The organism is uncultured Sphingopyxis sp. (genome assembly GCF_900078365.1).
Lineage (GTDB): Bacteria > Pseudomonadota > Alphaproteobacteria > Sphingomonadales > Sphingomonadaceae > Sphingopyxis.
The window spans coordinates 1,958,014-1,970,251 of the sequence record NZ_LT598653.1 but is presented as its reverse complement, the minus strand read 5'-3'; the positions used below and the strand labels follow the sequence as shown (position 1 = coordinate 1,970,251).

The 12,238-nt window shown below is 65.3% G+C and carries 9 protein-coding genes; 5 read left to right on the top strand and 4 right to left on the bottom strand.

Annotated features, from left to right (window positions below):
- Positions 1 to 61 precede the first annotated feature (61 nt).
- Positions 62 to 1,717 carry an electron transfer flavoprotein-ubiquinone oxidoreductase gene (locus QZL87_RS08975; RefSeq protein WP_295326540.1) on the bottom strand — a complete coding sequence of 552 codons (1,656 nt, stop codon included), beginning with the start codon at positions 1,715 to 1,717 and terminating at the stop codon, positions 62 to 64.
- Between the two features lie 118 nt (positions 1,718 to 1,835).
- Between QZL87_RS08975 and QZL87_RS08970 the strand changes: the two genes are divergently transcribed.
- The 5 genes from QZL87_RS08970 to QZL87_RS08950 all read left to right on the top strand — a co-directional run bounded on the left by QZL87_RS08970 (position 1,836) and on the right by QZL87_RS08950 (position 6,406).
- Positions 1,836 to 2,624: a uracil-DNA glycosylase family protein gene (locus tag QZL87_RS08970; RefSeq protein ID WP_295326537.1), complete on the top strand. Its 789-nt coding sequence runs from the start codon at positions 1,836 to 1,838 to the stop codon at positions 2,622 to 2,624.
- A 63-nt stretch (positions 2,625 to 2,687) separates the two neighbouring features.
- Entirely contained in the window at positions 2,688 to 4,391 is a 1,704-nt protein-coding gene (locus tag QZL87_RS08965; protein ID WP_295326535.1) for a lytic transglycosylase domain-containing protein, read from the top strand.
- The gene (gene moaB / locus QZL87_RS08960) at positions 4,381 to 4,905 is read left to right on the top strand and encodes a molybdenum cofactor biosynthesis protein B (RefSeq protein ID WP_295326533.1); all 525 of its coding nucleotides are present in this window, start codon (positions 4,381 to 4,383) and stop codon (positions 4,903 to 4,905) included. Before QZL87_RS08965 ends, moaB begins: the two co-directional genes overlap by 11 nt.
- A gap of 106 nt (positions 4,906 to 5,011) precedes the next feature.
- Positions 5,012 to 6,073, top strand: coding sequence for a PA0069 family radical SAM protein (locus QZL87_RS08955; RefSeq protein WP_295326801.1), 1,062 nt, complete (start codon positions 5,012 to 5,014; stop codon positions 6,071 to 6,073).
- Between the two features lie 69 nt (positions 6,074 to 6,142).
- Positions 6,143 to 6,406 carry a GIY-YIG nuclease family protein gene (locus tag QZL87_RS08950; RefSeq protein WP_362989238.1) on the top strand — a complete coding sequence of 88 codons (264 nt, stop codon included), beginning with the start codon at positions 6,143 to 6,145 and terminating at the stop codon, positions 6,404 to 6,406.
- Positions 6,407 to 6,467: 61 nt separating this feature from the next.
- Here QZL87_RS08950 and QZL87_RS08945 read toward each other — a convergent pair whose 3' ends face one another.
- From QZL87_RS08945 to QZL87_RS08935, 3 genes are all read right to left on the bottom strand, one after another.
- A complete protein-coding gene (locus QZL87_RS08945; protein WP_295326531.1) occupies positions 6,468 to 8,072 on the bottom strand; it encodes a long-chain fatty acid--CoA ligase in 1,605 nt (534 codons plus the stop codon).
- A 73-nt stretch (positions 8,073 to 8,145) separates the two neighbouring features.
- On the bottom strand, positions 8,146 to 11,631 hold the full coding sequence (gene dnaE / locus QZL87_RS08940) for a DNA polymerase III subunit alpha (protein ID WP_295326529.1): 3,486 nt from the start codon (positions 11,629 to 11,631) through the stop codon (positions 8,146 to 8,148).
- Between the two features lie 125 nt (positions 11,632 to 11,756).
- Complete coding sequence (locus QZL87_RS08935; protein WP_295326527.1) at positions 11,757 to 12,230, bottom strand: glutathione peroxidase; 474 nt, start codon at positions 12,228 to 12,230, stop codon at positions 11,757 to 11,759.
- Positions 12,231 to 12,238 lie beyond the last annotated feature (8 nt).

Genomic DNA, 12,238 nt, shown 5'->3' with positions numbered 1-12,238 from the left:
GTCGGCACGCGCGGGCGCCGCCGCCGCGAAAGCGGCAACGATCAGAAGGAGGCGCGCAGGCTTACATGTTCGGGTAATTGGGGCCTCCGCCGCCTTCGGGGGTGACCCAGTTGATATTCTGGGTCGGGTCCTTGATGTCGCACGTCTTGCAGTGGACGCAATTCTGCGCGTTGATCACGAACTTGGGATCGCCTTCCTCTTCGCCGACGATTTCATAGACGCCCGCCGGGCAATAACGCTGCGCGGGCTCGTCATAGAGCGGCAGATTATAGGCGACCGGGATCGACGGGTCCTTGAGCTGGAGGTGAACCGGCTGGTCCTCCTCATGGTTGGTGTTCGAGATGAACACCGAGGACAGGCGATCGAAGGTCAGCACGCCGTCGGGCTTGGGATAGTCCGGCTTCGGCATGATGTCGGCGCGATAGAGGCTTTCATTGTCCGGATGATGCTTCATCGTGAAGGGGACTTTGATCTTCAGCGTCTCGAGCCACATGGTGATGCCCGACAGGATCGTGCCTGCAAGATCGCCATATTTCTCGACGAGTGGCAGCACGTTACGCACGACGCTCAGTTCCTTTTTGACCCAGCTGTCGTCATAGGCCGCCTGATAGGCGCCCAGCGTATCGCTCGACCGGCCCGAGGTGACGGCGGCGAAGGCCGCCTCCGCCGCCATCATGCCCGATTTCATCGACGTATGCGTGCCCTTGATACGCGGAACGTTCAGGAAACCGGCGCTGTCGCCGATCAGCGCGCCGCCCGGAAACGCCAGCTTCGGCACCGACTGGTATCCGCCGTCGCTGATCGCGCGCGCGCCATAGGAGACGCGCTTGCCGCCCTTCAAGATGCTGGCGATCTCGGGGTGCGTCTTCCACTTCTGCATCTCCTGAAACGGGGAGATGTGCGGATTGCGATAGTTGAGCCAGGTCACGAAACCCAATGCGACCTGCCCGTTCGCCTGATGATAGAGGAAGCCGCCACCATTGGCGTTCGCGTCGAGCGGCCAGCCCTGCGTGTGGATGACGCGGCCCGGCGCATGGTTCGCGGGGTCGATGTCCCAAAGCTCCTTGACGCCGAGGCCATAGACCTGCGGTTCGCAATCGGCGTCGAGCGCGAATTGCGGCTTGAGCATCTTGGTCAGGTGACCGCGAACGCCCTCGGCGAAGAAGGTGTATTTCGCATGGAGTTCGAGCCCTGGAGCATAGTCCGCCTTGTGGCTGCCGTCGCGCGCAACGCCCATGTCGCCGGTCGCGACGCCTTTGACCGAGCCATCGTCATTGTAGAGGATTTCGGCCGCCGGGAAGCCGGGGAAGATTTCCACCCCCAGTCCTTCGGCCTGCTCGGCGAGCCAGCGGCAAAGATTGCCGAGGCTGCCGGTATAGGTGCCGACATTGTGCATGAAGGGCGGCGTCATGATGTGCGGCAAGCCGAACTTCTTGTTCCTGGTCAGCACCCAATGCTGGTTGTCGTTCACCGGCACCTCGGCGAGCGGACAGCCCTGGTCGCGCCAGTCGGGCAGCAGTTCGTCGAGCGCCTTGGGATCGATCACCGCGCCCGACAGGATGTGCGCGCCGACTTCAGATCCTTTTTCGAGGATGCACACCGACAATTCGTTGCCGGCTTCGTTCGCCAGTTGTTTGAGGCGGATGGCCGCCGAAAGTCCCGCCGGCCCCGCGCCGACGATGACCACGTCATAGGGCATCGATTCCCGTTCGCTCACCGCAAATACCTTTCTGCCGTCCCAGCGCGGACATTCATCGTGTCCTGCGCTCATTCTGTCACGATTTGCGATGCCCGCCAATTGACGCGCCCGTCAACCTCCTGTTTCAAACAATTTCATGGGAGGGCAAAACTCTGCATTGCTGGCGGAAAGCTACAGCGACTGGTGGTCGCTGGCGGGCGTCGAGGCGCTCGTCGGCGAGGAACCCGCGGGCTGGCTCGACGTGCCGCCGGCGAATGACGCTGCGGCGTCCAAGCCGAAACGCGTCGTCGAGGCCGAGCCCGAGCCGCTCCCGCTTCCCGCCGCGCTCCAGCGGCAGGAGACGCCCGAGGCGGCCGAACCGAAGGGACCCGTCGTCTTCCCCGACGACTGGAACGAATTTCAAAGCTGGCTGGCGACCGGCGCCGACGTGCCCGGCAGCCAGTGGGACGCACGCCGCATACTTCCGGTCGGCGAAGCGGGCGCGCCGCTGATGCTGTTCACCGCGTGGCCCGAAATCGACGACCAGCAGGGCGGGACGCTCTTTTCCGGCGCCGCGGGCAAGCTGCTCGATGCGATGCTGCGGGCGATCGGCATGGCGCGGGCCGACTGCTATGTCGCGAGCCTTGCCGTCACGCGCCCCGCGGGCGGCCGCTGCGACGGCCCGGATGCGGCCGAACTCGACCGCCTGCTCTGGCATCATCTGCGGCTCGCCAAACCCGAACGCTTGCTGCTGATCGGCAGCGACATCACGCGCATGGCCGCCGCGACCGCCCTACCCGATGCGCGCGGAAGGTTACTGAATATTAACCAAGATGGCGCCAAGATGGAAACGGTGGCTGTGGCGCATCCAGTGATGCTGCTGGCCCGGCCCGCCCAGAAGGCGGCGGCATGGGATAGCCTGAAACTGTTCAACCGGGGACGTTGACAGATGGGAAATATGACCAGAAATCTTATCTCCGGCGCCGTTCTGGCGCTTTCGCTTGTGGCAATGCCGGCCTTCGCTGCCGATGCCGGCAATCGCGATTTCGCGTCGGCGCCGCAAACGGTGCCCGACATCCTCTCGTCGAAACAGAAACAGCTTTACACGCAGGTTCTCGGTGCGATCCGCGGCCAGCGTTGGGCCGACGCGAAGGCATTGCTCGACGACTCCGGCAACGGCCCGCTCACCGACTTCCTGCGCGCCGAACTGCTGACCGCCGCGAACAGCCCGCGCGCAGAAGTAGCCGACATCATGCCGATCCTTTCGCGCTCGCCCTGGCTGCCGCAGGCCGCGCAGCTCGGCCGTCTCGCGACGAAGCGCGGCGCGACCGACCTGCCGGCGCTTCCCTTTGAGGCGCGCCTCGCCTGGGCCGGTAGCGCACCGCGCCGGCTCGGCGCCGACAGCGTCAGCGACCCGGCGGCCGCGCGCCTCGCCGCGACGATCCCCGACCGGATCAAGAATGACGATCCGGCGGGCGCCGAAGCCCTTCTCAACGCGGCCATCGACCAGCTCAGCCCCGCTGCGCGCGCCGAATGGACGCAAAAGGTCGCCTGGTCCTATTATATCGAGAATGACGACCAGAATGCACTGCGCCTATCGCTCGCCTGCACCGCGGGCGGCGGGGCGTGGGCGACGCAGGGCGCCTGGGTGCAGGGCCTCGCGTCGTGGCGGCTTCGCGATTACCGCACCGCGCTCGCCGCCTTCGACCGCGTCGCCAAGGAAGCGCCCGACAGCGAACAGCGCGCCGCCGCTTATTATTGGGCCTCGCGCGCCGCGGTCGCGGCGGGCCAGCCCGCGCTGGTGCAGCCGCGCCTGCGCGCCGCCGCGGCCAATCAGGAAACCTTCTACGGCCTGCTCGCAGCCGAATCGCTGGGCGTAGAGACGGCGATCCAGCGCGAGAATGTCCGCGCCGATCGCAGCGCGTGGCGCGCGCTCGAGAAGCTGCCAAACGTCCGCGTCGCGATGGCGCTGGCCGAGATCGGCGAGGATGTCTACGCGGGTCAGGCGTTGCGCCATCAGGCCCAGATCGGCGATCCCGACCAGCATCCGCAGCTGATTGCGATGGCGGGCGCGCTCAGCCTGCCCGAAACGCAGCTCTATCTTGCCCATAATACGCCGCACGGCCGCAAGCCCGCCATAGGGGCACGCTATCCGCAGCCCAAATGGGAGCCGAAGGGCGGCTGGCGCGTCGATCCGGCGCTGGTCTTTGCCCATACGCTGCAGGAATCGCGCTTCCAGCGCGGCGTCGTGAGCCCGGCGGGCGCCACCGGGCTGATGCAGGTGCGCCCCGGCACCGCGCGCGACATCGTACGCTGGGAAGGCGCGGTCGCGGCACTCGGCGATCTCAAGACGCCCGCGGTGAACATGGATCTCGGCCAGCGTTATCTGCAATATCTCAGCCGCGAGCCCGCCACGGGCGGCCAGCTGCCCAAGGTGATCGCCGCCTATAACGCCGGCCCCGCGCCGGTCGCGCGCTGGCAGACCGAAATTCGCGATAATGACGACCCGCTGCTCTATATGGAATCGATCCCCTATTGGGAAACGCGCGGCTATGTCGGCATCGTGCTGCGCAACTACTGGATGTACGAAGCGCAGCAGGGCAAGCCGTCGGTCAGCCGCGCCGCGCTCGCGCAGGGCAAATGGCCGCGCTTTCCCGACGGAAAGGATCGCACGCGCCTGACCTATGCCGGTGATTTCGCGAATGCCGATTGACGAGAGCCTGCCGTTCAGGCCCGTCCGCATCGCGATCCTCACGATTTCGGACAGCCGCAGCGCCGCCGACGACCGGTCGGGCGACAAGCTCGAAGAATTGCTGACCGGCGCGGGCCATATGCTGGCAGCACGCGCGATCATCCGGGACGAGACCGACCTGATCGTCTCGCGCCTCCACAACTGGATCGACGATCCCGAGGTCGATGTCGTCATCACCACCGGCGGCACTGGCCTCACGGGCCGCGATGTCACGCCCGAGGCGCTCCACCGGCTCGACGGCAAGGATATTCCGGGTTTCGGCGAGCTGTTCCGCTGGCTCAGCTACCAGACCATCGGTACCTCGACGATCCAGTCGCGCGCCTGCGCCATCGTCGCGCGCGGCACCTATATCTTTGCGCTTCCCGGTTCGACCGGCGCCGTGACCGACGCGTGGGAAGGCATTTTGTCCACTCAACTCGACAGCCGCCACAAGCCCTGCAATTTTGTCGAGTTGATGCCGCGGTTGATGGAATAGCCCTGATCGTCGCCCCCGCGAAGGCGGGGGTGACGAATATGTTCTTTATTTGTTCTCGCCCGAGGACTATCCTTTCCGGGTGGAATCGTTCAAACCCCTGCCCCCGATTGCGGGCCGCGGCGCCCCGACCAACCTGCGTCCGACCCGTACCGGATCGCTCGACCGCGAGGCCGATCGCGACTGGCTCGACGCGGCGGAGGACATCGACGGCGCCCCGCCACCGTTGCGCACGACGGTCACGGTCGAACATCCGAAGACGATCATCGCGCGCAATTCATCGCCCGATGTCGGCTTCGATCGCTCGATCAACCCCTATCGCGGCTGCGAGCATGGCTGCGTCTATTGCTTCGCGCGCCCGACGCACGCCTTTCACGACCTGTCGCCGGGGCTCGATTTCGAAAGCAGGCTGTTCGCCAAACCCGACGCGGCAAAGCTGCTTCGCGCCGAACTCGCGAAACGCAACTACAAGGTCGCGCCGCTCGCGATCGGCACCAATACCGACGGCTATCAGCCGATCGAACGCGAATGGGGCATCACCCGCTCGGTCGTCGAGGTGCTGGCCGAAACGCGCCATCCGCTGATCATCACGACCAAGTCGGACCGCGTACTGCGCGACATCGACCTGCTCGCCGGCATGGCGCGCGATGGTCTGGTCGGGGTCGCGGTGTCGGTGACGTCACTCGACCCGAAGCTCGCGCGCACGCTCGAACCGCGCGCGCCGCACCCGAAACGCCGCCTCGCCGCGATCCGCAAGCTGATCGATGCAGGCGTGCCGACGCAGGTCAATATCTCGCCGATCATCCCCGCGATCACCGACCACGAGATCGAGGCGATCATGGCTGCCGCCGCCGAGGCGGGCGCGATCCGCGCTTCCTATATATTGATGCGCCTGCCCTTCGAGGTCGCGCCGCTCTTCCGCGCCTGGCTCGCCGCCCACTATCCCGACCGCGCCGACAAGGTCATGCACATGGTGCAGGACATCCGCGGCGGTCGCGATAACGACTCCGGTTTCTTCACCCGCATGCGCGGCCACGGCGTCTGGGCGCAACTCATCCGCTCCCGCGTCAGGCGCGCCGCGCGCGAGCACGGCATGGACCGGAGCTTCCCGCCGATCCGCTGCGACCTGTTCCGCCCGCCCGAACGCGACGGGCAGATGGAGCTGTTTTGAGTGCGAACGGCGATGCTTTAACCGTCGCCCCGCGAAGGCGAGGGCCGCCGTCGTCACGGAGCAAGGTCGATGAGAAACGCCTATGTCTACATCATGACCAACAAGCCGATGGGCATCCTCTACATCGGCGTCACCGACAATCTGGCGGCCCGCATTTTCGCGCATCGGTCGGGCACTGGATCGGAATTTTGCCGAAAATGGAACCTGACCCGACTGGTCTACGCAGAGCCCTCCGACCGCATCGACGAAGCGATCGTGCGGGAGAGGGCGCTAAAGAAATGGGAAACTAAGGCTGATCTCCGAAACCAATCCCGAATGGATCGACCTGTTTGAAACCCTCAACGCTTGAGCAAGGCCGCTAGCGGCCCCCGCCTTCGCGGGGGCGACGCCATGTTTACGCCTCCGCCAACGACCGCAGCCTGTAATCCTTGTAATCGTCGCGGATCTGGCGCTTCAAAATCTTGCCGGTCGCCGTATGCGGCAGTTCTTCGACGAAGACAATCTCGTCGGGAAGCCACCATTTGGCGACCTTGTCCGTCAGATAGTCGAGCACGCTCGCCTCGCTCACCTCGGCACCCGGTTTCTTCACGATCAGCAGGATCGGCCGCTCGTCCCATTTGGGGTGATAGACGCCGACCGCCGCGGCTTCCTGTACCCCCGGCGCGCCGACCGCGGCATTTTCCAGTTCGATCGAGCTGATCCATTCGCCGCCCGACTTGATCACATCCTTCGCGCGGTCGGTGATCTGCATGACCCCGTCGGGATGCAGCACCGCGACATCGCCGGTATCGAACCAGCCGTCGCCGTCGGCCGCATCGCTGTCGGCCTTGAAATAACGCCGGATGATCCACGGGCCGCGGCATTGCAGCCGCCCGCTCGTCTCGCCGTCGCGCGGCAGCTCGTTGTCCTCGTCATCGACGATGCGCAGTTCGACCCCGAACGGCGGACAGCCCTGCCGCGCGACGATGTCGACGCGCTCGTCGAAGCTCATCTCGTCCCAGTTCCACGGCCTTTTGCCCATCGTCCCGATCGGCGAGGTTTCGGTCATCCCCCAGGCGTGGCCGACGTCGATCCCCGCCTTCATGAACCGCTCGATCATCGCGCGCGGCGCCGCCGATCCGCCGATGATCACGCGGTAAAGCTTGCCATAATCCATGCCGGTCGCGTCCATATGCGCGAACATCGCGAGCCATACCGTAGGCACGCCGGCGCTGTGGGTGACGCCCTCGTCGTGCATCAGGTCGCACAGCACCTGCGCGTCGTTGGTCGCCGAAAACACCAGCTTTGCGCCCACGGTCGCGGCGGCGAAGGGAATACCCCAGCTGTTCGCATGGAACATCGGCACGATCGGCAGGACCACGCTGCGGTTCGACATGTCGAACACATCGGGCTGGATTTCGGTGATCGCGTGGATGACGTTCGAGCGATGTTCATAGACCACGCCCTTCGGATTGCCCGTCGTTCCGCTGGTATAGCAGAGCCCGACCGGATCGCGTTGGTCGAGCTCCACCCAATCGAAGCGGCCGTCTTCCGCATCGATCAGATCGCGATAGGACAGATAGCCCTCGCGCGCCGGCGCGTCGAACAGGATGAAATGCTCGACCGTTGGCAATTGCGGACGAAGCCGCTCGACGATCGGCAGGAACATCGCGTCGAACAGCAGCACCCGGTCTTCGGCATGGTTGATGATATAGATCAGTTGCTCGTCGAACAGCCGCGGATTCACCGTGTGCAGCACCCCGCCCATCCCCGCGGAGCCGTACCAGCTGACCAGGTGATGACCGTGGTTCATCGCCAGCGTTGCGATGCGGTCGCCCTTCTTCATCCCGAGCCGGACCATCGCGGCGGCAAAGCGCCGCGCGTCGGTGCCGACGTCTCCCCAGTTCGATCGCGTCATGCTGCCGTCGGCCCATCGCGACACGATCTCGCGCCCCGCATGTTCGCGTGCGGCGTGATCGATCAGGCTGGTGACGAGCAGCGGCTGGCCCTGCATTCCCATGGTGCGGCATCCTCAATTTTATCGTTGCCACTCATGGATAGGGTCGGAAACGCCCCGCACGCAAGGGGGATGGTCAGCGCGCCCGGAATTCGCGCGGTGCGACGAGCGACAGCGCAGGTTCCGCCACCCCCGCGATCATGTCGAGCCGCGAGACCGCGTCGGGGCCGAGGGCGAAGCCGCGGCCGAGATCGATGCGAATCTCGTCGTCGGTCAGCGGATCGATCGTCGTGACGATCACGCGGCCTTTCGCATCGTCGCGCCTGACAAGCAGCCGTGCGATTTCCTCGATCGCCGACGGCATGTCGACGCGGCAGGTCAGCTGGAGCGCGGCGGTCGCAGCCATGTCCGCGAGCGATTGCGCGCCGCGCACGGTGACGCGCGGCGTTTCCTCGCCTTCGAGCAAGTCGAGCTCGACCGACAGCAAAGCGCAGCCGCCTTCCGCCGCCAGCGCCTCGAGCGTCTTGCCCGCCATCTCGTCGAAGCAGCTCGACTGAAACTGGCCGCTGCGGTCCGACAGCGTCAGGTTGAGGAAGCGGTTGCCGCGCTGCGACACGCGCGGCCGCGCGCTTTCGACCATCGCCGCCATCACCATCGGGATGCGCGTCCCCGGCGTCATTTCGACATTGTCGCAGATGTCGCCATAGGATCGCGCGCCGCGCGCCGAGACGATCGCCTCATATTGCTCGACCGGGTGCGACGAGAAATAGAAGCCGAACGCCTCCTTCTCGCGCGTCATCCGTTCCGCCAGCGTCCAGGGTTCGGCGGCGGGCAGCTGCAGCGCGGGCGCGATCGTGATGTCGCCGCCGAACAGCCCGCCCTGCCCCGTCGAACGCTCGTGCGCCGAGCTGTTGGCGCAGGCGAGCAGGCTTTCGGCGCCGGCAAAGGCGCGCGGTCGGTCGGGCTCGATACAGTCGAACGCCCCTGCCGCCGCGAGCGCCTCGATCTGCCGCCGGTTAAGCAGCTTGGGATCGATGCGGCCCGCGAAATCGTCAAGGCTGACGAAATCGCCCTTCGCGCGCTCGGCGACCAGCGCCTCCATCGCCTTCTCGCCCACGCCTTTGAGCGCGCCGAGCGCGTAACGGACCGTCAGCCCCTCATCGCCGCGCCCGACCGAGAAATCGGCTTCACTGTCGTTGACCGATGGCGGCGCGATTCCGACGTCGAGACGCCGCATATCGTCGATGAAGATCGAGAGCTTGTCGGTCTGGTGGCTGTCGAACGACATCGATGCCGCGAAAAATTCGTGCGGATAATGCGCCTTCAGCCATGCGGTCTGATAGGAGAGCAGCGCATAGGCGGCGGCATGGCTCTTGTTGAAGCCATAGCCTGCGAATTTGTCGATCAAGTCGAACAGCTCGTTCGCGGCCTTGGGGGCGATATTGTTATGCTCGCCGCAGCCCTTGACGAAGGTGTCGCGCTGCGCGTCCATCTCCGCCTGGACCTTCTTGCCCATCGCGCGGCGGAGAAGGTCGGCGCCGCCGAGGCTGTAGCCGGCGAGAATCTGCGCCGCCTGCATCACCTGTTCCTGATAGACGAAGATCCCGTAGGTTTCGGCGAGGATGCCTTCGAGCAGCGGGTGCGGATAGGCGATCTTTTCGCGCCCGTTCTTGCGCGCGCCGAACAGCGGGATATTGTCCATCGGGCCTGGACGATAGAGCGCGACGAGCGCGATGATGTCGCCGAAATTGGTCGGTTTCACCGCCGACAGCGTGCGCCGCATGCCTTCGGATTCGAGCTGGAACACCCCGACCGTCTCGCCGCGCTGGAGCAGGGCGTAGACTTCCTCATCGTCCCACGCGAGCGCGTCGAGATCGACGTCGACCCCGCGCAGCGCGAGCAAACGCTTGGCTTCTTTCAGCACCGACAGCGTCTTGAGGCCCAGAAAGTCGAATTTCACCAGCCCCGCGGTCTCGACATATTTCATGTCGAACTGCGTCACCGGCATGTCCGAACGCGGATCGCGATAGAGGGGGACGAGTTGGTCGAGCGGGCGGTCACCGATCACTACGCCCGCGGCGTGGGTCGAACTATGCCGCGGCAGGCCTTCGAGCTGGCGCGCCATGTCGAACAGGCGGCGCACCCCGTCGTCCTGCTTGTACTCGGTCATGAGCTCGGCGACGCCGTTAAGCGCGCGTTCGAGCGTCCAGGGGTCGGTCGGATGGTTCGGCACCAGCTTCGCCAGCCGGTCGACCTGACCATAGCTCATCTGGAGCACGCGGCCCGTGTCCTTGAGCACCGCGCGCGCCTTCAGCTTACCGAAGGTGATGATCTGCGCGACGGTGTCGCGGCCGTATTTCTCTTGCACATAGCGGATCACTTCGCCGCGCCGCGTTTCGCAGAAGTCGATGTCGAAGTCGGGCATCGACACGCGCTCGGGATTGAGGAAGCGTTCGAAGAGCAAGCCGAGCTTCAAAGGATCGAGGTCGGTGATCGTCAGCGCCCAGGCGACGACGCTGCCTGCGCCCGAACCGCGCCCCGGTCCCACCGGAATGTCGTGCGCCTTCGCCCATTTGATGAAGTCGGCAACGATCAGGAAATAGCCGGGGAAACCCATCTGGGTGATGACGTCGACCTCGAAATCGAGGCGCGTGACATAGGCCTGTCGTTCTTCGTCGGTCAGCTCGGGATAATGTGCGAGCCGTGCCGTGAGCCCCATATGCGCGTCGGCCTTGAGCTGCGCCGCTTCGCCCTCGCGGTCGCCGGCGAGGCTCGGCAGGATCGGCTTGCGCTTCGGCGCCATGAAGGCGCAACGCTGCGCGATCACCAGCGTGTTGCGGATCGCCTCGGGCAGATCCGAAAAGGCGTCCTCCATCGTCTCGGCGGGCTTCAGCCAGGCTTCGGGGCTCGAAACGCGGCGATCCTCGCTTTCGACATAGGCTGATTGCGCGATGCACAGCATCGCGTCGTGCGCGGGGTGGAACTGCGGCTCGACGAAATTGGCGGGGTTGGTCGCGACGATCGGCAGCGCGCGCGCATAGGCCATGTCGATCAGGGCATTTTCGGCCGCCATCTCGACCTGATCGCCGCGCCGCGACAGCTCGATATAGAGCCGCCCCCCGAACATGGCTTCGAGCTGTTCGACATAGTCATCGGCGGCCGTCTTCTGCTCGCCCGCGAGCAGCCGCGCAAGCGCGCCCTCGCCGCCGCCGGTCAGGCAGATCAGCCCGTCGGTCTTGCCCGCGATGTCGGACAGCAGCACATGCGGTTCCTGCTCGACCGGTCGGCCGAGATGCGCCGCGGAGACGAGCGCGCACAAATTGTCATAGCCCTTGTCGTCCTGCGCATAAAGCGCGAGCCAATCGATCAGCGGCGCGCCGTTCGCCAGCCGTTGCCCGGGCCGCGCGACGCTGAGCAGGGTGCCGACGATCGGCTGCACCCCCGCCGCCTTGCACGCTTCGCCGAACGCCATGACGCCATAGAGCCCGTTGCGATCGGCCACCGCGATCGCCGGAAACCCGAGCTCGCGCGCGGCTTTCGCGATCGCCTTCGGATCGATCGCCCCTTCGAGCATCGTGAAGCTGGAAAAAACGCGCAGGGGAACGAAGGGGCTGTAGGCCATTTGGTTACGCTAACGTGACGCTGATGATTCGACCATGCCATAATCGTCGCCCCCGCGAAGGCGGGGGGCCGCTATCGGCGTGGCGCTATCTCTCCAACGGCCCCCGCCTCCGCGGGGGCGACAGTTCAAAGCAACGCCTCTATCTCTTTCCTGAGTTGCTCGGGCTTTGTCGTCGGCGCGTGGCGCGACACGGTCTTGCCCTCGCGGTCCACTAGGAATTTCGTGAAATTCCACTTGATCCCGCTGCCGAGCAGCCCCGATTTCTCCTTCTTCAAATGCTTGAAGATCGGATCGGCATCGTCGCCGTTGACGTCGATCTTCGCCATCAGCGGAAAGCTGACATCATAGGTCAGCGAACAGAAGTTCCTGATCTCTTCGGCGTCCCCCGGCTCCTGCGCGCCGAACTGGTTGCACGGGAAAGCCAGTATCTCGAATCCGCGATCCTTGTAGTCGCGATACAGCTCCTCCAGCCCTTCATATTGCGGGGTGAAGCCGCATTTCGACGCGGTGTTGACGATCAGCAGCACCTTGCCGCGATAGTCGGCCAGCGATTGCACGCCGCCGCCCGGAAGTTTCGCCGAAAGATCGTAAAGCGCCATATTACTTC